At 70.3% G+C, this 20,499-nt stretch carries 16 protein-coding genes and 2 riboswitches; of the genes, 13 read left to right on the top strand and 3 right to left on the bottom strand.

Annotation, left to right across the window (positions count from 1 at the left end; all coding sequences use genetic code 11):
* The first annotated feature begins 360 nt into the window (after nt 1–360).
* Nucleotides 361–551, top strand: a riboswitch (cobalamin riboswitch).
* A gap of 39 nt (nt 552–590) precedes the next feature.
* The 4 genes from ACFYXH_RS24920 to ACFYXH_RS24905 are packed head-to-tail and all read left to right on the top strand — an operon-like array spanning nt 591 to nt 3,917.
* Nucleotides 591–980, top strand: coding sequence for a (2Fe-2S) ferredoxin domain-containing protein (locus ACFYXH_RS24920; RefSeq protein WP_389566924.1), 390 nt, complete (start codon nt 591–593; stop codon nt 978–980).
* Nucleotides 981–1,015: 35 nt separating this feature from the next.
* Nucleotides 1,016–2,005, top strand: a complete 990-nt coding sequence (locus ACFYXH_RS24915) for an ABC transporter substrate-binding protein (RefSeq protein WP_389566922.1) — start codon at nt 1,016–1,018, stop codon at nt 2,003–2,005.
* 14 nt (nt 2,006–2,019) lie between these two features.
* Nucleotides 2,020–3,093, top strand: coding sequence for a FecCD family ABC transporter permease (locus tag ACFYXH_RS24910; protein WP_389567705.1), 1,074 nt, complete (start codon nt 2,020–2,022; stop codon nt 3,091–3,093).
* The gene (locus tag ACFYXH_RS24905; RefSeq protein WP_389566919.1) at nt 3,090–3,917 is read left to right on the top strand and encodes an ABC transporter ATP-binding protein; all 828 of its coding nucleotides are present in this window, start codon (nt 3,090–3,092) and stop codon (nt 3,915–3,917) included. The genes ACFYXH_RS24910 and ACFYXH_RS24905 overlap by 4 nt, the downstream gene beginning before the upstream one ends.
* A 176-nt stretch (nt 3,918–4,093) precedes the next feature.
* On the opposite strand, the gene ACFYXH_RS24900 is transcribed toward ACFYXH_RS24905, so the two are convergent.
* The gene (locus ACFYXH_RS24900) at nt 4,094–5,044 is read right to left on the bottom strand and encodes an AsnC family transcriptional regulator (protein ID WP_389566916.1); all 951 of its coding nucleotides are present in this window, start codon (nt 5,042–5,044) and stop codon (nt 4,094–4,096) included.
* 85 nt (nt 5,045–5,129) lie between these two features.
* Here ACFYXH_RS24900 and ACFYXH_RS24895 point away from each other — a divergent pair, with 85 nt between their 5' ends.
* The 3 genes from ACFYXH_RS24895 to ACFYXH_RS24885 all read left to right on the top strand — a co-directional run bounded on the left by ACFYXH_RS24895 (nt 5,130) and on the right by ACFYXH_RS24885 (nt 6,879).
* Nucleotides 5,130–5,306 carry a hypothetical protein gene (locus ACFYXH_RS24895; RefSeq protein WP_389566914.1) on the top strand — a complete coding sequence of 59 codons (177 nt, stop codon included), beginning with the start codon at nt 5,130–5,132 and terminating at the stop codon, nt 5,304–5,306.
* Nucleotides 5,306–5,635: a hypothetical protein gene (locus ACFYXH_RS24890; protein WP_389566911.1), complete on the top strand. Its 330-nt coding sequence runs from the start codon at nt 5,306–5,308 to the stop codon at nt 5,633–5,635. Before ACFYXH_RS24895 ends, ACFYXH_RS24890 begins: the two co-directional genes overlap by 1 nt.
* Nucleotides 5,636–6,300: 665 nt before the next feature.
* A complete protein-coding gene (locus tag ACFYXH_RS24885) occupies nt 6,301–6,879 on the top strand; it encodes a hypothetical protein (RefSeq protein WP_389566908.1) in 579 nt (192 codons plus the stop codon).
* Nucleotides 6,880–7,126: 247 nt separating this feature from the next.
* Here ACFYXH_RS24885 and ACFYXH_RS24880 read toward each other — a convergent pair whose 3' ends face one another.
* On the bottom strand, nt 7,127–7,660 hold the full coding sequence (locus ACFYXH_RS24880) for a hypothetical protein (RefSeq protein WP_389566905.1): 534 nt from the start codon (nt 7,658–7,660) through the stop codon (nt 7,127–7,129).
* 171 nt (nt 7,661–7,831) lie between these two features.
* Between ACFYXH_RS24880 and ACFYXH_RS24875 the strand changes: the two genes are divergently transcribed.
* Together ACFYXH_RS24875 and ACFYXH_RS24870 are read left to right on the top strand one after the other, a co-directional pair.
* Nucleotides 7,832–10,828 (top strand): BTAD domain-containing putative transcriptional regulator, encoded by a 2,997-nt coding sequence (locus ACFYXH_RS24875; RefSeq protein ID WP_389566903.1) that lies wholly within the window; start codon nt 7,832–7,834, stop codon nt 10,826–10,828.
* Between the two features lie 152 nt (nt 10,829–10,980).
* The gene (locus tag ACFYXH_RS24870) at nt 10,981–11,907 is read left to right on the top strand and encodes a cobalamin-binding protein (protein WP_389566900.1); all 927 of its coding nucleotides are present in this window, start codon (nt 10,981–10,983) and stop codon (nt 11,905–11,907) included.
* 18 nt (nt 11,908–11,925) lie between these two features.
* Here the strand turns inward: ACFYXH_RS24870 and ACFYXH_RS24865 are convergent, their stop codons facing one another.
* Nucleotides 11,926–13,335, bottom strand: coding sequence for a short-chain fatty acyl-CoA regulator family protein (locus ACFYXH_RS24865; protein WP_389566897.1), 1,410 nt, complete (start codon nt 13,333–13,335; stop codon nt 11,926–11,928).
* Nucleotides 13,336–13,696: 361 nt separating this feature from the next.
* On the opposite strand from ACFYXH_RS24865, the gene aceA reads away from it, so the two are divergent.
* From aceA to metE, 4 genes are all read left to right on the top strand, one after another.
* Nucleotides 13,697–14,986 (top strand): isocitrate lyase, encoded by a 1,290-nt coding sequence (gene aceA / locus ACFYXH_RS24860; protein WP_389566894.1) that lies wholly within the window; start codon nt 13,697–13,699, stop codon nt 14,984–14,986.
* A 128-nt stretch (nt 14,987–15,114) separates the two neighbouring features.
* Entirely contained in the window at nt 15,115–16,707 is a 1,593-nt protein-coding gene (aceB, locus tag ACFYXH_RS24855) for a malate synthase A (protein ID WP_389566891.1), read from the top strand.
* Entirely contained in the window at nt 16,704–17,573 is an 870-nt protein-coding gene (locus ACFYXH_RS24850; RefSeq protein WP_389566889.1) for a 3-hydroxybutyryl-CoA dehydrogenase, read from the top strand. Before aceB ends, ACFYXH_RS24850 begins: the two co-directional genes overlap by 4 nt.
* Before the next feature lie 174 nt (nt 17,574–17,747).
* Nucleotides 17,748–17,970: riboswitch (cobalamin riboswitch) on the top strand.
* 164 nt (nt 17,971–18,134) lie between these two features.
* The gene (gene metE, locus ACFYXH_RS24845; protein WP_389566886.1) at nt 18,135–20,459 is read left to right on the top strand and encodes a 5-methyltetrahydropteroyltriglutamate--homocysteine S-methyltransferase; all 2,325 of its coding nucleotides are present in this window, start codon (nt 18,135–18,137) and stop codon (nt 20,457–20,459) included.
* Nucleotides 20,460–20,499 lie beyond the last annotated feature (40 nt).

The following is a 20,499-nucleotide window of genomic DNA, read 5'->3' as shown; positions in this document are numbered from 1 at the left end:
TCCGGACAGTTGGCGGGGACGTTTCCGTGTCGCCACACCGTAGGAAGACGCAGGTCAGGGGCACATGTGGTGGGACACCACAGTTCGGAGCGTCAGTGTGCGCGCGACCACCATGATGGGAGTGCGGGGGCCACTGCGGCTTCGTGGACAAGTGGGCCGTGGTGCGCATCGCGAGCAGTGCTTCGAAGACATGCTGCTGCACCAGTTGGTGGACCGGCGAGCGGACCATGGGACCCGGGGTGCTGGTGGTGCATCGAACGGGCCGTGGCGGTCTCGGCGACCACCTCACGGCCCGAACGCCCGTTCCTGCTGTAGGTGGCAGTTCGCCATGGTCGGCCGTGCATTGGGCGTATGAACCGGTGCTCCTTTCTGCGATGATGTCACGCGAAAAGGCGACGGCGGAACGAGGAAGCCGGTGTGAATCCGGCGCGGTCCCGCCACTGTGATCGGCGAGCGGATCCCGAACAGACCACTGCCCGGATGCGGGTGGGAAGGCCGGGACGAGCGACGACCCGAGAGCCAGGAGACTCACGCGGTCGCCTCCTCGATCGAGCTGGGGCGGATCTCCCCAGAGGGGAGAACGAGTCTGTATGCCCATGCGGCCATTGCCGGTCGATCCGGTTCCGTGTCGGGTCGTCGTGTGCCGGGACTGCTGCTGCGGCAGTCCCAAAGTGGTCGGTGTTGATCACGCGGAGCAGACGGCACATCTTGGCAGAGACGCGCCGGTCCGGATCTCCGAGTGCCTCGACGTGTGCGAGCGGGCGAACGTGATCGTGGTTCAGCCCTCGGCGGCAGGGCGCGCCGCCGGTGCCCGGCCCGTCTGGCTCGGCCTGGTCAACGATCCAGCTGCGACCGAGGACATCGCTGCCTGGGTCCGAGCGGGCGGCCCCGGCGTCGCCGTACGGCCCGACGTCGTCGACCTGTATGCCTTCACCCCGCCACGGCGCGCCCGGTCCGGGCCGTCCCGCGACTCGCGATGACCATCCGATCCACCTGCGGTGAGAGGACCCACCACATGATGGGCAAACGCCCGATGTCCCTGCTGCTCGCCGTGGCCGCAACCCTGCTGATACCCGGCTGTGGCGACACCGGCGCCCGGGACGATGCCGCATCGGCGCGCTCCGCCGCCAAGGGCTTTCCCGTCACGGTCTCCAACTGCGGCGTGAAGACCACCTATCAGCGCCCGCCGCAGAGGGCGGTAGCGCTGAACCAGCACGCGACCGAGGTCATGCTGGCCCTCGGGCTGGAGAAGTCGATGGTGGGCACCGCCTATCTCGACGACAAGATCCTGCCGGAGTACCAGGACACCTACGGCGGGATCAAGGTACTGGCGAAGGAGTACCCCTCCTTCGAGACGCTGCTGGCAGCAGAACCGGACTTCGCCTACGGCGGGTTCGCCAGCACCTTCGACGAGAAGGAAGGGCGCAGTCGCGCCGCGCTCTCCAAGGCCGGGGTCAACTCCTATCTGAACATCGAGGAGTGCCCGTCCGGTGCGGTGACGATGGCCGTGATGGACCAGGAAATCCGGAACGTGGCCAAGATCTTCGGCGTACCGGACCGGGCCGAGCGGCAGGTGAAGCAGCTGCACGGGACGCTGGAGACGGTCGAGGGCAAGCTCGCCGGCGTCAAGCCGACCAAGATCTTCGTCTATGACAGCGGCGACAAGACCGCGTTCACCGCAGGCGGGGCGGGCATAGGCAACGAAATGATCAAGCAGGCCGGCGGAGTGAACCTCTTCGAGGACCTGGACAAGGCGTTCGGCGACGTCTCGTTCGAGCAAGTGGCCGAGCGCGCCCCCGAAGCCATCGTCATCTACGACTACGGCGACCAGCCCGTCGAGGACAAGAAGAAGTTCCTGCTCGCGAACCCGGCTCTGAAGGATGTGCCCGCGATCAAGAACAAGCGATTCGCCGTACTGCCGCTGTCGTCCACGGTCCTCGGCGTCCGGGTGCCGTCCGGCGTGGAGTCGCTGGCCCGCCAGCTCCACCCGGAACGATTCCGGTGACCGGCACGACCGATGTGACGGAGGCGGTCGGCAGGCGGACGGTGACCGAGGCAGCCGCCGCCCGCCGCCCCGTGATTCCCTACGGAGTGGTGCTCGCACTGCTCGGCGCCCTGCTGGCCGTTGCTGCAACAGCCGGGATCGCGGCCGGTTCGATCAGCGTCCCGGCAGGCCAGGTCTGGGGCATTCTGCTGCACCGAGTGCATCCGGCGCTGGCCGAACCGACGTGGACGCCGGTACGCGAGACGATCGTCATCGATGTCCGACTGCCGCGCGTGCTGCTGTGCGCGGTGGTCGGCGCGGGTCTGTCGGTATCCGGGATGGCACTGCAGGCATTGGTCCGAAACCCGCTGGCCGACCCGATGCTGCTCGGGGTGTCGTCGGGCGCGACGGTCGGCGCGGTGCTGGTCCTGGTTTTCCACCTCACGCTGTTCGGCATGTTCTCCCTGCCCGTGGCAGCGTTCGCGGGCGCCCTGGTCGCCCTGGTCGCGGTCTACTTCCTGGCCCGTTCGGGCGGCAGGATGACGACCGTGCGGCTGGTGCTGGCGGGCGTGGCCATGGCCGAAGTCCTCTCGGCAGTGGCCAGTTTCCTGGTCGTCACCTCCAACGACCCGCACAAGACACAGGCGGCGCTGCGGTGGATGCTCGGCGGGCTGGCCGGCACCACCTGGACCGTGGTGTGGATACCGGTCGGCGCGGTCCTGCTCGGGACGGCGATCCTGCTGGGCGTCTGCCGTCCCCTCAACCTGCTGCTGGCCGGGGAGGAGGCTGCAGCGGCCCTCGGCCTCGACGTACACCGCTTCCGTGCCGCACTGTTCACGCTGGTCGCATTGATGATCGGCACCATCGTTGCCGTGAGCGGCCAGATCGGCTTCGTCGGCCTGATCTTGCCGCACGTCGTACGGCTGCTGGTGGGCGCTGATCACCGTCGTGCGCTGCCGGCGGCCGCCCTCCTCGGCGCGGCCTTCCTGATCGCCGCCGACCTGGCCGCGCGCACGTTCATGAGTCCGGAGGAGATACCCGTCGGCATCCTCACTGCCCTGGTCGGCGGCCCCTTCTTCCTCTGGCTGATGCGGCGGAGGGCGCAATGACGTACAGGCCAATGACGTACAGGCCGACGACAAAACCCGGAGCGCTGGACGCACAGGACGTATCGGTCGTCGTGAACGGCCGGCCTCTGGTGGACCATGTGTCCTTGCAGGTGGCCCCCGGCGAGGTCGTGGGGCTCACCGGCCCCAACGGCGCCGGCAAGTCCACCCTGCTGCGCACGTTCTACCGGGCGCTGCGACCCACGTCGGGGCGGATATTGCTGGACGGCGAGGACGTCTGGCGGATGCCCGGCAAGCGCCTGGCGCAGCGGCTGGCCGCCGTACTGCAGGAGACCGCAGGGGAGTTCGAACTCACCGTGTACGACGTGGTGGCCATGGGACGCACCCCGCACAAGCGGGCTTTCGCCGACGACGACGCCGACGACCGCGACATCATCATGGGCGCGCTGGAGGAACTCGACGTCGCCGCCCTGGCGAAGGCACCGTTCGACCGGCTCTCGGGCGGGGAGAAACAGCGCGTGCTGATCGCCCGCGCACTTGCGCAGTGCACGGGGACGATGGTGCTGGACGAGCCGACCAACCATCTGGATCTGCGCCACCAGCTCGACGCTCTCCGCCTCGTCCGCAGGCTCGGCGTCACCGCCGTCGTCGCCCTCCACGACCTCAACCTCGCTGCCTCCTTCTGCGACCGGATCTGCGTGATGGACGGTGGCCGTGTTGTCGCCACCGGTACACCCGCGCACGTCCTCACGCCCGCGCTGCTGGCCGAGGTCTACCGCGTCGATGCCGCGGTGGCCGAGCACCCCCTGACCGGAGTCCCGCAAGTCACCCTGCTTTCCGGTGTCGAGCCGGTCGGAGAGGAGTGATTCATGGTGGTCGAGCCCGGTGGGTCCGGGCTGACTTTCATCCGCCGGGCCGGGCCGGCGCGAGTTGTTGGGCGATGTGAGCCGCCCTGCCGGTGATCCGGCTCATCAGGAAGATCGGTGATGGCGCGGCATCGCCACCCCCGATACGAGAAGACCGCCAACCATGGACGAGCTCGTTAGAGCGTTGGGGCGGCGCGTTTGATGTAGGAGGTGACCGGGGTCGTTTCGACGCGTTCGACGCCGTTCAGGGAGCCGACGCGGTCGGTGACGTAGGCGTAGAGGGCGTCTGCGTCCCGGCAGATGGCGATGGCCAGCAGGTTGTGCGTGCCGGTCGTCGCGCCGACGAAGGCCGCTTCGGGGTCCGCGGCCAGGATCTGGGCGATGGTGGCGAGCTGGGACGGGGTGATGGTCAGCCAGAGCAGGCATTGCACGGAGAAACCGAAAAGTTCCGGGTCGGTCTCGACGTCGAACCGGAGCAAGCCGGAATGGCGCAGTTCTTCCAGACGGCGACGGATGGCGGATTCCGACCAGCCGGTCTGCTTGGCGAGGGCCGGGTAGGCGGCGCGGCCGTCTGTCGCGAGGGCGGGGAGCAGACGGCGGTCGAGGTCGGTGAGCCGAATTGGGGCGGCGTCGCCGGGACCTGGTGAGCGCAGCGCGGAGATCTCTTCGGCTGTGAGCGCCGAGGTGCGCGCGAGCCAGCGGCTGTCCATCAGGTGGCGCAGCAGCCAGTGCGCGTCCACTTTGAGGATCTGCGGATGGCGGGCCAGGGCCTCCAGGGGAGCCGGGCCTTGGTCGGTGGTACGGAAGATGCACACGATCTCGGTGCCGCTCGACGCGACTGTCACCCATGCGGTGTCGGGCCGCCGGGCCAGCGCGTGGGCGATGGCGGCGGCGCCGCCGGGCAGGACGCGGAGGCGGATCAACCATTCGGCATGGCCGGTGCGGCGCCTGTCGGTCACTGCCGCGACCCGGGCCGCGCCCGCGGCGCGCAGCCGCTCGTAACGACGGGCCACCGTGCGGTCACGGACGTTGAGGACTTCGGCGATTCTGCTGAACGGGGCGCGTCCGTCGAGCTGGAGTGCGTGCAGCAGTCTCAGGTCCAGCGAGTCCAGAGTGACCGTATCCACCTCGTCAGGGTACTTGCGTGTCGCAGACCGGCGCCGTGGCGGCGTTGGCGGGCCGGGATGCGGGCGTCCGGGCAGACTCGGGCGCATGACACGCAGCATCCGCGGTTTCCACCACATGGGCATCCTGACCCGCGATCTCGACGGGCTGGAGCAGAGGTTCACGGGGTTCGGCTTCACGCTCAGCCCCCGTTCGCGGCACCTTTTGAGCGAGCGGCCGGGCTCGGCGCCGGTGCCGGGCTGTACGGCCAACCTGTGTTCATAGTGGCCGCGGAGGACGGGTTCGACGCGATCGCCGACCGGTGCGCGCGCGTCCTTCAGGCGCGGCCCGAGCGGGATGGCCCCCGCACCGCTTTGGACATGGGAAACGGGCAGCTGGAGATCGTCCGGGCCTCGGACGCCGGGGAGGTGTTGCCCGGCGAACCCGCGCCCTCCGAGTCGTATTTGGCCGCCATGACCGTGCTGGTCGACGACATCGATACCGCCCGCGCGACCGTCGAGCGGGGCGGCACCGCGACCCGGACGACCGGTGATGGGTTCTTCGTGTCCCCGCGCGATGCCTACGGCGCCGGCCTGTTCTTCACCACCCGATGATCATCGAGACGCCGCGGGCACGGTCCGCGACACCGCCGTCGGCAAGGTCACCGTTTTCCGCGGCATCTCCTGCGCACACGCCGACAAGGTTCTGGGAGCCACGCCCCGCCGAACCGTGACCCAACGTGCGGGACGCGGCCGTACCGGGCCCGATCGCCGCAGCCCGTCTCCCCGCCGGAACGCGTGATGGGCGGCTTCCAGATACCCCAGGCGCAGGATCGCCTGTCACTGAACGGGTGAGCACCCGCAGGAGCGGGCCATCCGGTCATGGTGTTCCTGCACGGCGGCGGCTCCTCCAGTGGGCGGGCGGCCTCGGCTGGTACGACGGCGTCGAGTTCGCGGCGCATGGCGAAGTCGTCGTGGTGACTGTCAACCATCGGCTCAGCGTGCTCGGCTTCCTGCGCCTGCCGCGGGCTCGCGTGCCGGACAGCACCCCGACGGCAGCTCGCACGGCGCATGCGACTGCATAGAACCGCCGTTCATGCGCGCAATCGCGGCCGCGCGGCGCGATGCGCCGCTGCCGACGGGCCCCCGCAGCCCGGCCTCGTTGCCAGGTACGCCGTTCCTGAACCGGATTCGTCGGGCAGGGCGATCGGCTGGGAAAGCGGCACGACGCACCACTTCACCATCCGTGCGAACGCCTTCACCACCCCGAAAGGACGATCATGTTCGGAACCCTCATGCTTCTCGCGGGCCCCTGTCTGGGTTTTCGCCTGCTGGGCGCTCTGGGAGTCGGCCGATTCGCCACCTGGCGGGATAGTGCCGCACACGGGCTGGCGGTCATGCTTGTGTTCACCAGCGCCGCGCACTTCGCCCCTGAGAGTGTCACGGTGATGCCCAGTCACGCCGACATGGTGGCCATGGTCCCGCCGTTCGTGCCGTTCCCTGGTCTGATGGTCTACGCGACCGGAGCGCTGGAACTCCTCGGCGCCCTGGGACTCGTCCTGGCCGCGACCCGCTCTGCGGCCGGGACGGCCCTTGCCGCGCTCTTCGTGCTGATGTTCCCGGCCAACGTGTACGCCGCTGTCGCTGATGTGCCGTTCAAGGGCGACCCGGCCACGCCTTTGTGGTTCAGGATCCCAGAGCAGATCGTCTTCATCACGATCGCGCTCTGGGGAGCCGGTCGGATGTCCGGGCCCGGTCTGACCCGCGCCGCATGGCCAAGTGCAGCCCACAGGAAGTTCTTCGGCGACCAATCCCGGGCGCTGCGTGCGGAGCGGCCCAACGATAGGGGAGCAAGTTAGGCCGTTTCTCTCGGATCATCTGATCGTTGGTCTAGGTGTGTCGCTGACTGACGGTGAGGATGTAGTCGTACCGCTCGGAAGCCTGACCCTCTGACTGACGCCGCACCGGCTCGCCCTCGATGGACCTGCCCGAACAGTTCGGCTCATGGGCCTGCGTCGCCGAGTCCCGCCGGGCCGCGGACCGCTACACCGCACCCTGCGGCCCTCGTCGGCGCCGGACAGCCGGAGCCGGCCCGGCGCGACGCCATCAGTCGGCCCGTACGAAGCTGAGCAGCACACCGGTGCCGAGCCACGGCTCGACCCCGCAGCACTCCCAGCCTGTGCCCTCAATGGCCCGGATCACTTCATCGACTCCGCGGTCCACCCGCTTGACGGCCCGTTTTCCGTACACCGGCCGATTGAGGAAGAGCTGCACCGTGTGCGTCGTCATCCCCGCTTCCCGCGCCCTGCGGGCCTCTCGGGCCAGGCTCCACAGGTGGCGCCGCTTGATGCTCGTCATGTGATACCTCCGTGTCGTCTCGGCGGGCCGGACCCGTGCCAGGTCCTCCCACTCGGCGTGATCGGCGACCGCGCACACCGCCGCGTTCCGGCTGGGCAGGTCGGTGGCGACCAGGACTTGACGGCCGTCGTGCCGCCGCGCCCAGGCGCTCCAGGCGCCCGCGCTGCCTTCAACCCGGCCGACAACCGGGCCGCCGGCAACGCAGATGCGGCAGCCGCCGTCGTCCAGGCCGTACAGAACGAGGCCGCAGCGGCCCAGGAGCAGTGCAACCTCAGGGGTCACGACGCCTCCGTGGGTCGGGCGCGCGGCGCAGGGTTGCAGGCCGCGGCGCCGGTGCCGTCCCCCGTACGGCACCGCGACGCCCGCGGTTCCTGCTCTGACTTGCCAACGGTGGTGCACGCCGCTGCAATAGCGATGAAATTCTGATGATCCGTGATGACCCAGGGGGGCCGGATGGCAATGGGGGCGCTGCCGGAGGAGCTGCACATCGCGTTACTCGGCCCGGTGCAGGCACGGCGCGGCGGCCGGGAGGCGGCCATCGGCCCGGCCCGCCGGCAGGCGGTGCTGGCGGCGCTGGCGCTGCGCGGCGGCCGGCTGGTCAGCCACGAGCAGTTGATCGACGGAGTGTGGGGCGACCGGCCGCCGCGGACGGGCCGGCGCGTCCTGCCCAGCTACGTGTACGCGCTGCGTCGGGCCCTGGACGTGCCGGATGCGGGGAAGGACAGATCGGTGATCCGCGGTGGGTCGGGCGGCTACCGCTTCGCCGCACCGGTCCGCCTCGACACAGCACGCCTCACCGAACTCTCCGTGGGGACAAGCCGGCTGCTGGATTCCGGTGACCCCTCGGGGGCGCTGGCCGCCGCTGAGCAGGGCCTGCGCCTGTTCCGCGGGGAACCGCTGGCGGGACTGCCCGGCCCGTATGCCCTCGGAGAACGGCAGCGGCTGCTGATCGAGCGCCGGTCCTTGCAGCACCACCGGCTGGAGTGTCTGCTGCAGCTCGGCCGCGGCAGCGAGGTCCTCGCGGACCTGGCCTCCCCGGACGCCGCCCATCCGCTGGACGAGCCGGTGCTGGCGCTGAGGATCCGTGCGCTGTACGGCACGGGCCGGCAGGGCGAGGCGCTCGCCGCATACGAGGGGCTGCGGCGGCGGCTGCGAGAGGAGTTGGGGGCGGCACCGTCCGCGGCCCTGCGGGACCTGCACGCGGCAGTGCTCCGTCACGACGACACGGCCGTCCTCGGCGACTCGGCCACCGCCGGCGGCTCTGTCGTCCCGGACGCAGCGCCCGCCTCGAAGGCCCCCGCGGCGGCTGCCTCGCGGCGTCCCCGGGCATCGCTGCCGCCGGTGTCTGCGTGGGCCCGGCCGCTTCGCACGGTGAACGAACTCCCCGGAAACGCGGGTAAGTTGATCGGCCGTGTCGCGGAGGTCGCCGCACTGACCGCGAGCGCCCCCCACGATGCTGTCACCGTCGCGACGGTGGACGGGCCTGCCGGGGTCGGGAAGACATCGCTGCTGGTGCACGCGGCGTGGACGCTTCGCCCCCAGCACCCGGACGCCGTCCTCTTCCTCGATCTGCTCACGCACCACTCACCGGAGGGCGACCGGCCCTTGACGAAGCGGCTGCTCCAGCGGCTGCTGCGCACGCTCGGCATGGCCGACGCGGACGTTCCCCAGGATCGCGACGACCTGATCGCCGCATGGCGCGACGCCACCAGCGGGCTGCGGCTGCTGCTCGTGCTCGACGACGTGGGAAGCGCCGCGCAGGTGCGGCCACTGCTGCCTGCCGGTCCGGGCAGCCGCGTGCTGGTGGCGGGACGGCGCAGGCTGACCGGACTGGACGCGGACCGGTGCGTGACTCTGGAGCCACTGCCGACCACCGACTCGATCGGTCTGCTGCGTCGGCTGATCGGCGAGGCGCGCACCGACGCCGACCCCGAGGCGGTCACCGACCTGGCGCGGCTGTGCGGGGGCCTGCCGCTGGCCCTGCGGATCGCGGGCGCGCGGCTGCAGCACCGGCCGTCGTGGTCGCCGGCCCACCTGGCGGCGCGGATGGCGCGGGAGGAGCGGCGGCTGGGCGAGCTGAGCGCCGGGGACCGCAGCGTGGAGGCCGCCTTCCGCATGTCCTACGAGCAGTTGAGTGAGGAGCGGCAGCGGGCGTTCCGGCTGCTCGGACATGCGCCGACGCCTGAGTTCGACGTGTGGACGCCGGCGGTGATGCTCGGTGTGGGCGTCGACGAGGCGGAGATCGTGCTGGAGGAGCTGTACGACGCAAGCCTGGTGCTGCAGCCGGGCCCGGGGCGGTATCGCCTCCACGACCTCGTGCGGGTCCACGCCCGGAAGCTGGCCGACGCCCGGCCCGAGGAGACGGTGCAGGCCCGCCGGCAGGTACTGGAGCTGTACGTGCAGGCGGGCCGGCTCACCGGTGACGACGGCCGGGCACCGGACGGGGATCCGCAGTGGTTCGACTCCGCGCGGGACGCGGCGCGGTGGCTGGACGAGGCGGGGGCGGACCTGGCGGACGTGGCAGGGTATGCGGCGGCGCACGGCGAGGACGTCCTGGCGACGCGGCTGGGTGTGGCGCTGCGGGACTACTTCCTCCACCACGATCGCTACGACGAGGGCCGCACGGCGCTGACGACGGCGCTGCAAGCCACAGAGCGCATCGGGGACCCTGCGCTGCGGGCCCTGGTGGCGGGGTCGCTCGGGCTGCTGGACTACCAGCAGGGCCGGAACGCGCAGGGTGGCGACTGGTTCCGGCAGGCGCTGAAGTCCGCCCGCGAGAGCGGCGACGAGACATTGGCGGCGCTGCCTCTGACCGGTCTGGCCATCCAGGACTACTTGCAGGGGCGGTACGACACGGTGGCGGCCACCATGGACGAGGTGCTGCCGGTCCTGGAACGGGCCGACGACCAGTGGGGCGTGTCGCTGGCGTTGGCGCTGCGGTCGATGAGCCGGTTCATGCAGGGTGAGGTGGACACATCGTTCGCCGACGCGCGTGAGGCGCTCGCCGCGGCAGAGCGCAACGGCCGCCCGATACCGGTCAGCCAGCGCCTGGTCTCCCTTGCGGACGGGCATGCGGCAATCGGCGAACGGGCAGAGGCGCGGTCGGTGCTGCTGCGCGGTGAGGTATTACTGCGGGAGGCCGGCGACCCGCTGCTGCTGGCGTTGACGTTGACACGGCTGGGGTCGGTCGCGGAGGACCTCGCGGAGGCGGAACGCCGCCATCGCCAGGCATTGGCGCTGCACGCAGGCATCTCGCGGCGTTCGGAGCCGCACCGCACGCGACTCGAGATGGAGATCCGGCGCCGCCTGGGTCAGTCGTATGCGGCGGCAGGAGCGCGGGCACGGGCCCGACGGGAGTTCCGGGCGGCACTGGCCGTGGAGCGAGCGGCGGAACACCCGGAGCTGCAGGAGGAGTTGCGGGCTGCGCTGGCGGAGGTGGACAGGGAGTGAGTCGGCGTCACCGGCGGGCGCCGGGCGTCACCAACCGGGAACTTCGACGGTGCACAGCAGGTCGCGGTCGTCGTGCACGTACGAGTACCAGTACTCGCCGTTCTTCCTGTGGTCGGCACGCTGATCCGAAGGAGAAGCCCTAGGGTCGGAGAATGCGCATTGTCTCGCTGCTTCCCGCCGCCACCGACATCGTGGCCGAGCTGGGCCTCATCGATGACCTGGTGGGCCGGACGCACGAGTGCGACTGGCCGCCCGCGGCGGTGGAGTCCGTACCGGTTGTCACTGCCGCGGAGTTCTCCGCTGATGCGCTCAGCAGCCGCGAAATCTCCGACGCGGTAGGCGGAGCGGCGCATTCGGGATCCTCGCTCTACACCCTGGACACCGAAGCACTTGCCGCCCTCGCCCCCGAGGTGGTCCTCACTCAGGACCTGTGTGACGTGTGCGCGGTGTCGTACAGCGGGGTGTCCCGGGCGGTGCGGGTGCTGGACGGCGGGCCCAGGGTGCTGAGTCTGGAGCCCGGGACCCTGGACGATGTGCTCGACTGTCTGGTCCGGGTGGGGGAGTTGCTGGGCGTACGCGAGCGTGCCGAGCGGCGGCGATCGGAGCTGCGCGAGCGGCTGGCTGCGGTGGAACGGCTGACCGCCCAACTGCCGCGGCCCCGTGTGGTGGCCATCGAATGGCTCGATCCGCTCTGGCCTGCCGGGCACTGGGTTCCCGAGCAGATTGCCTGCGCCGGAGGGGAGCCGCTGCTGGCGTCGCCGGGCGAGCACACCAAGCCGATGGAGTGGGACGCTGTACGCGCCGCACGACCGGACGTCGTCCTCGTCCTGCCCTGCGGCTTCGCGCCCGAGCGCACCCTGCGGGAACGCGATCTGCTCACCGCGTTGCCGGGCTGGGACGAGCTGCCCGCCGTACGCAACGGCGAGGTGTGGGTCCTCGATGGCCCGGCGTACTTCAACCGGCCGGGGCCCAGGGTGGTCCGCGGTGCGGAAGTCCTGGCCCATGTCCTGCACTCCGTCCGGGCGGGAGAGCCCGTGACGCCGTTGGAAGCCCGACGACTGTGTGCTTCCGGGGAATGACGGGGCGGACTACCAGGCTTATCGGTCCGGCCCGTCTGCGACGGGATACGGCACGAAGGTGCTGCTGTTCTCGTCGATGGTGAGCGGTCGGCCAAGAGGTGGCACGGCGCGTTGCGGGCAGTCGAGGCGTTCGCAGATCCGGCAGCCCATGCCGATGGGGGTGGCCGCGGAGGTGTTGTCGAGGTCGAGTCCGTCGGAGTAGACGAGCCGGGAGGCATGGCGGACCTCGCAGCCGAGACCGATGGCGAACGTCTTGCCGGGCTCGCCCCATCCGCCGCGGTGGCGGGTGACGGCGCGGGCGGTCCACAGGTAGCGCTGTCCGTCCGGCATGGCAGCGATCTGGACGTGGATCCGGCCGGGTGCGGCGAACGCCTCGTACACATTCCACAGAGGGCAGGTGCCGCCGGCACGGGAGAAGTGGAAGCCGGTGGCGGACTGGCGCTTGGACATGTTGCCTGCCCGGTCGACCCGGACGAAGGAGAACGGCACACCGCGCAGGCGTGGCCGCTGAAGGGTACTGAGGCGATGGCAGACGGTCTCGTAGCCGAGGCCGAAGCGGTCGGTGAGCCGTTCGACGTCGTAACGGACCTCCTCAGCGGCACTGTGGAAGGCGCTGTACGGCAGGATCAGTGCGGCGGCGAAGTAGTTCGCGACACCGATCCGGGCGAGCGACCAGGTGGCGGAGCCCTCCGCGTAGTCCTCCGATGCGAGCGCGGACAGCTGGTCTCCGAACTCCAGCAGGGCGAGCTGGGTGGCCATGCGGAACGCCTGCTGGCCGGGGCGCAGTCGGTTGGACAGATGTAGCACCCGGGCGGCGGGGTCGAAGTGGTGCAGCCGGTCGGAGTCCGTGGCCAAACGCACTCCGTGCCGCTCGACGAGACGTGCCGAGAGCGCTTGCACCACCTCGCCGGGGCGGACGCCGACACCACGGGCCAGTTCTTCGGCTGCGAGGTCGGTGTCATGGAGGTAGTTCTGCCGCCGGTAGAAGAACTCACGAATCTCCTCGTGCGGGGAGCGCGGCAGGGCCGGGTCCTCATTGCCGCGGCCGTCGGCCGCCTCGGCCAGCCGCTCGGCCAGGGCGTGGCTGCGCCGACCGAGATCGAGCAGGACCGAGGCCACGGCCGGCATCCGGGATGCCAGTTCGGCGAGGTCGGACGGCGACACCCGGGCAGCGGTGACCTCGTTCGCGAGCACTTCTCGCAGGTCGGCCACGAGTCTGCTGGTGTCACGTTCCGAGAAGAACCCCGGGTCGACGCCGAACGCCTCGGTCAGCCTCAGCAGCACCGGCACGGTGAGGGGCCGGGAGTCGTGCTCCATCTGGTTGAGATAGCTGGGCGAGATTGCCAGGACACGGGCCAGTTCTGCCTGGCTCATGCGCCGCTCCTCGCGCAGCCGCCGCAGCCGCGCTCCCGCGTACGTCTTGCTCATCCCGGCCCCTTCCGCCGCCCACAGCGTAAGTGCATGAGGCACCCAGCGGATCTTTGCAACCTTGGCAAAACGGCCAGTAAAGATTCGCAGAAGTTAGCAGACGGCCACGCTTGATGGCACTGAGTGCCACTGCCAGAGTCTGAGTGCGGCCCGCCGAACCCGCGACCAAGTCGGAACTCCGAGCACGATTTCACGCCCTGACGTCGTACATCTCGGCTCCCGGCTCGCTCGCCCGGACGCATTGCTCACCGCTTCACACACCGGAAGGGGCGGCGGGCCGCACTAAGGGAACGTCACTCAGTGACATGCCTTACATGCTTCACAAGAACGATCTGATTTCACGCGACCCCGGGAGACGGTCATGGCGCAGGCAGGGACGACGACGGCGACGGCCGAGCAGCTGGCACAGCGATGGGCGACAGACCCGCGGTGGAAGGGCATCGAGCGCACCTACACCGCGGAGGAGGTCGTCCGGCTCAGCGGCAGCGTCCGTGAGGAGCACACCCTGGCCCGGCGCGGCGCCGAGCGGCTCTGGCGGCAGCTGCACGAGCAGGACTACATCCACGCGCTCGGCGCCCTGACCGGCGGCCAGGCGGTGCAGCAGGTGAAGGCCGGTCTGCAGGCCATCTATCTGTCGGGCTGGCAGGTCGCGGCCGACGCCAACCAGGCCGGTCACACCTACCCCGACCAGAGCCTGTACCCGGTCAACTCGGTGCCCCAGGTGGTGCGCCGGATCAACAACGCGCTGCTGCGCGCCGACCAGATCGCGACCGCCGAGGGCGGCGCGGACACCACGGACTGGCTTGCGCCGATCGTCGCCGACGCCGAGGCCGGCTTCGGCGGCCCGCTCAATGCCTTCGAGCTGACCAAAGCGATGATCGCCGCCGGTGCGGCCGGCATCCACTATGAGGACCAGCTGGCCTCCGAGAAGAAGTGCGGCCACCTCGGCGGCAAGGTCCTCGTGCCGACGGCCCAGCACATCCGCACGCTCAACGCCGCCCGGCTGGCTGCGGACATCGCCGATGTGCCGACGCTGATCGTGGCTCGCACGGACGCGCTCGCCGCCAATCTGCTGACCAGCGATGTCGACGAGCGCGACGCGCAGTTCGTGACGGGGGAGCGCACCGCCGAGGGCTTCTACCGGGTGCAGAACGGCATGGCCCCCGTCATCGCCCGCGGTCTTGCCTACGCCCCGTACGCGGACCTCATCTGGGTGGAGACCGGCACCCCGGACCTGGCGCAGGCGCGAGAGTTCGCCGAGGCCATCCACGCCGAGCACCCGGACCAGATGCTGGCGTACAACTGCTCGCCGTCCTTCAACTGGAAGGCGGCTCTGGACGACGACCAGATCGCCAAGTTCCAGCGGGAGCTGGGCGCGATGGGCTACCGCTTCCAGTTCATCACCCTGGCCGGCTTCCACTCGCTCAACCACGGAATGTTCGACCTGGCCCGCGGCTACGCCGAGCACGGCATGACCGCCTATGTCGACCTGCAGGAGCGCGAGTTCGCCGCGCAGCAGCAGGGCTTCACCGCGGTCAAGCACCAGCGCGAGGTCGGCACCGGCTACTTCGACCTGGTCTCCACCGCCGTCAACCCCGCCTCCTCGACGACGGCGCTGAGCGGCTCCACCGAGGAAGAGCAGTTCCACTAAGCATCACAGGGAGGGCCGAGCCGGACCTCAGCTCCCGGCTCGGCCCTCCCCGTCCAGTCAGCCCGTGTCCAGGTGAGCGCCGCACGGCCCTTCCATCCGGCCCTCACCGCTCCGCTGAGGAGACCTGCATGTCAACAACTGCTCTGACCAGCACAGTCCAGGTCCTCGGTGCACCGGGTGACCGTCACGACGAGATCCTCACTCCCGCCGCGCTCGAGTTCATCGGCCGCCTCGACGCTGCCTTTGCGGGCCGGCGTTTCGAACTGCTCGCCGAGCGCCGCCGCCGCACCGAGCGGATCGCCTCCGGTACGCCGCTCGACTTCTCGCGCGCCACCCCGGCCATCCGCACCGCCCCCGACTGGCGGGTCGCCCCGCCCGCGCCGGGCCTGACCGATCGCCGGGTGGAGATCACCGGCCCGCCCGAGCGGCGAATGACCGTCAACGCCCTCAACTCCGGCGCGAAGGTGTGGATGGCGGACTTCGAGGACGCCACCTCGCCCACCTGGGACAACATCATCGGCGGTCAGCTGAACCTGCTCGACGCCATCGAGCGCCGGATCGACTTCACCACACCGGAGGGCAAGGAGTACCGGCTCGGCGACGACCTGGCGACGATCATGGTCCGCCCACGGGGCTGGCACCTCACGGAGAAGCACCTCGTGGTCGACGGCCGCCCCGTCGGCGCGTCGCTCGTCGACTTCGGGCTGTATTTCTTCCACTGCGCGCAGCGGCAGATCGGGGCCGGCCACGGCCCGTACTTCTACCTGCCCAAGCTGGAGAACCACTACGAAGCCCGCCTGTGGAACGACGTCTTCGTCCTCGCGCAGGACCTGCTCGACATCCCCCGCGGCACCGTCCGCGCCACCGTCCTCATCGAGACAATCACCGCCGCGTTCGAGATGGAAGAGATCCTCCACGAGCTGCGCGAACACAGCGCCGGGCTCAACGCGGGCCGCTGGGACTACCTCTTCAGCCTGATCAAGAACCTTGGCCACCGCCCCGACTTCGTCCTCCCGGACCGGGCCAAGGTCACCATGACCGCGCCATTCATGCGCGCCTACACCGAACTGCTCGTACGCACCTGCCACAAGCGCGGCGCCCACGCCATCGGCGGCATGGCAGCCCACGTCCCCAGCCGCGACGCCCAGGCCAACGAGGCGGCGCTCGCCAAGGTCCGGCTCGACAAGGAACGCGAGGCGGAGGACGGCTTCGACGGCTCCTGGGTCGCCCACCCCGGACTCGTGCCCGTCTGTCGTGACGTCTTCGACAGCGTCCTGGGCGACCGGCCGCACCAGATCGAGCGCACCCGCGACGACGTCGAGGTGACGGCTGCGGACCTCGTTGCCGTCCGGCGCACCGCCGGCCCGCCTTCCCCCGAGGGCGTACGCGCCAATGTCGTCGTCGCCCTGCGCTACTTCGACGCCTGGCTGCGCGGCAGCGGCGCCGTCGCGCTGTACGGGCTGATGGAGGACGCGGCCACGGCAGAGATCGCCCGCTGCCAGATCTGGCAATGGATACGCCACGGCCTCGTCGAACGCGACACGGTGGTCGCGCTGCTGGACGACGAGATCGCCGCTCTCGGGGCGGAGTACCCCTGGGCCCGAGTGGACGAAGTCCGCGCGATCTTCGAACGCACCGCCCTGGCCAAGGACTTGCCGGCATTCTTCACCGCCGACGCATACGCCCGCCACCTCGTTCGACGATCGGAAGTGCAGTCATGAACGGATCCCTCACAAGGGTCGGCGTGGTCGGCGGCGGACAGATGGGGGCCGGCATAGCCGAGGTCTGCGCTCGCGCCGGGCTCGACACGGTGGTCTGCGAGGCGGATGCCACAGCGGCCCGCGGGGCCCGGGAACGTGTGGCTATGTCCCTCGAACGTGCCGTCCAGCGCGGCAAGCTGGACCGTATCTCCGCCGAAGACGCTCTGGCACGCCTCGTGTTCACCGGCAGCCTCGACGACCTGGCCGACCGGCAGCTCGTCGTCGAGGCCGTCGTCGAGAACGCCGACGCGAAGACCGAGATTTTCGCGGCCCTGGACAAGGTCGTCGAGGATCCGGAGGCGATTCTGGCCACCAATACCTCGTCCATCCCCGTCATGCGCCTGGGCATGGCCACGCACCGCGCCGACCGCGTCCTGGGACTGCACTTCTTCAACCCGGTGCCTGTCCTGCCGCTGGTGGAGGTCGTGGCATCTCTGCACACCGCGCCCGAGGCGGTGACGGCAGTCGAGGAGTTCGCGACCGGCACGCTGGGCAAGACGGTGGTCCGCTCCCAGGACCGGGCCGGCTTCGTCGTCAACGCCCTTCTCATCCCGTATCTCCTCTCGGCGGTCCGCATGGCCGAGTCCGGCTTCGCCACCGCCGCCGACGTCGACGCGGGGATGGAGCTCGGCTGCGCCCATCCCATGGGGCCGCTCAAGCTGGCGGACCTGATCGGCCTGGACACTGTTGCGGCCATCGCGGAGTCGCTGTACGACGAGTTCAAGGAACCTCTCTACGCCCCGCCACCGCTGCTCCAGCGGATGGTCGAGGCGGGGCTGCTCGGCCGCAAGTCGGGCCGGGGGTTCCACACCTACGACCGGGGCTGAGGAGCCCGGGTTCGCCGCCGGGGCTGAGGGGCCCCGCGGCTGCTGTGGAGCGGGGCGCGGAGCGGTTTGACTGAGCTGCCCCGCGCCCTGCTGTGTTGCTCGTGCCTGAGCCACATGGCTCAGATCACCGTCCGGAATGTGAACAGCTGTATTCGTGCTCAAGGGCTGCCCTCTAGGCTGGCCGTCGCAGCTGGTTCGTCCTGTCAGCCAGGCAGGAGCGTCGTAAGAGGGAACCCGGTGAAAATCCGGGACTGCCCCGCAGCGGTGAGCGGGAACGACCGCCGTCATACGCACTGGGCCCGGCCGGGTCTGGGAAGCGACGGCCAGTAGGAGTCCGCCGGGAGACCGGCAGACGTGCCCGCGAGTCCGAAGACCTGCCCGTTGCCCGTACGCGACTCGATCGCGTGCGGAGATCCCGGTGACCTCGAGGGCGGGTCGGCGTACGTACCAGACGGACGGCCGCGCGCACGGCGCGAGACCGTGCCGTCCGGTTCGTCACCCCTTCGCGTTCTCTGCCCGTCGCCGGGTTCCACAGGAGACATACTCGCGAAGGAGACTTCCGTGACCAGCTTGTCCACAGCCGCGGCAGCACGGGCCACCGTGTACGGCTACCCCCGTCAGGGCCAGAACCGTGAACTGAAGAAGGCTATCGAGGGCTACTGGAAGGGCCGCGTCACCGCTGCAGCCCTCCGGGAGACCGCCGCCGAGCTGCGCCGTGCCAACTGGCAGCAGCTCACCGAAGCCGGCATCCACGAGGTCCCGACCGGCGACTTCTCGTACTACGACCACGTCCTGGACACCAGCGTCATGGTCGGCGCGATCCCCGCCCGCCACCGTGCCGCCGTCGAGGCAGACTCCCTGGACGGCTACTTCGCGATGGCACGCGGCACCCAGGACGTCGCGCCGCTGGAGATGACCAAGTGGTTCGACACCAACTACCACTACCTGGTCCCCGAACTCGGCCCCGACACCGTCTTCACCGCCGACTCCAGCAAGCAGGTCGCCGAGCTCAAGGAAGCAATTGCGCTCGGCCACACCGCCCGCCCGGTGCTCGTCGGACCGGTCACCTATCTGCTGCTGGCCAAGCCTGCCCCCGGCGTTGCCGCCGACTTCGAGCCGATCACTCTGCTGGACCGACTGCTGCCGGTGTACGCCGAGGTGCTGTCCGACCTGCGGGCCGCCGGCGCCGAGTGGGTGCAGTTGGACGAGCCCGCCCTTGTGCAGGACCGCACCCGCGCGGACCTGAACGCCGCGGCCCGCGCCTACCGCGACCTCGGTGGTCTCGACGACCGGCCCAAGCTGCTCGTCGCCTCCTACTTCGACCGGCTCGGCGAGGCCCTGCCCGTCCTCGCCAAGGCCCCCGTCGACGGTCTCGCGCTCGACTTCACCGAAGCCGCCGCGGCCAATCTGGACGACCTGGCCGCGGTCGGCGGGCTGCCCGGCAAGCGCCTGGTCGCCGGAGTCGTCAACGGCCGCAACATCTGGATCAACGACTTCGAGAAGTCCCTGTCCACGCTGGGCACCCTGCTCGGCCTGGCCGGCCAGGTCGACGTTGCCGCCTCCTGCTCGCTGCTGCATGTCCCGCTCGACAGCTCCGCCGAGCGGGACATCGACCCGCAGATCGCCCGCTGGCTCGCCTTCGCCCGGCAGAAGACCGCCGAGATCGTCGCCCTCGCCCGCGGTCTCGCCCAGGGCACCGACACCATCGCGGCCGAACTCGCCGCCAACCGCGCCGATCTCACCTCCAGGGCGGGCTCCGCGATCACACGTGACCCGGCGGTGCGCGCCCGGGCAGCCGCGGTCACTGACGCGGACGGCCGCCGCTCCCAGCCGTACGCCGAGCGGGCCGCCGCCCAGCGTGCCCACCTCGGCCTGCCGCTGCTGCCCACGACGACCATCGGCTCCTTCCCCCAGACGACCGAACTGCGCACCGCCCGGTCCGATCTGCGTGCGGGAAGGATCGACACCGCCGGCTACGAGGGGCGCATCGAGGCGGAGATCCGCGAGGTCATCTCCTTCCAGGAGAAGACCGGTATCGACGTCCTGGTGCACGGCGAGCCCGAACGCAACGACATGGTGCAGTATTTCGCCGAGCAGCTGACGGGGTATCTCGCCACTGAGCACGGCTGGGTCCAGTCGTACGGCACCCGCTACGTCCGCCCGCCGATCCTGGCCGGCGACATCTCACGCCCCGAACCGATGTCGATCCGCTGGACGTCGTACGCCCAATCGCTCACCGACCGCCCCGTCAAGGGCATGCTCACCGGCCCGGTCACCATGCTCGCGTGGTCCTTCGTCCGCGATGATCAGCCGCTCGGCGACACCGCACGCCAGGTCGCCCTCGCCCTGCGCGACGAGGTCAACGACCTGGAGGCAGCGGGCAGTTCGGTGATCCAGGTCGACGAGCCCGCGCTGCGCGAAACCCTCCCGCTTCGGGCCGCCGACCACGGCGTGTACCTGGCCTGGGCGACGGAGGCGTTCCGCCTCGCCACAAGTGGCGTGCGCCCGGACACCCAGATCCACACCCATATGTGCTACGCCGAGTTCGGCGACATCGTCCAGGCCATCGACGACCTCGACGCCGACGTCATCAGCTTGGAGGCAGCCCGCTCCCACATGCAGGTCGCACGCGAACTGGCAGCTCACGGCTACCCGCGCGAGGCCGGCCCCGGCGTCTACGACATCCACTCGCCGCGTGTGCCCAGCACTGACGAAGCAGCAGCCCTGCTCCGCAAGGGACTCGAAGCGATTCCGGCCGAACGTCTGTGGGTCAACCCGGACTGCGGCCTGAAGACCCGCGGCTGGGCGGAGACCAAGGCGTCCCTCGAGCACCTGGTAGCGGCGGCTCACGAGGTCAGGGCTGAGCTTCGGACCGAGGCTTCCTGACTTAAGGCGGGTGCCGGAGCGGGGTACCGATGTACCCCGC

The organism is Streptomyces sp. NPDC002730, from assembly GCF_042888805.1.
GTDB lineage: Bacteria > Actinomycetota > Actinomycetes > Streptomycetales > Streptomycetaceae > Streptomyces.
Note: the sequence above shows the minus strand (reverse complement) of the source record. Positions and strands in the feature narration are given on the sequence as shown.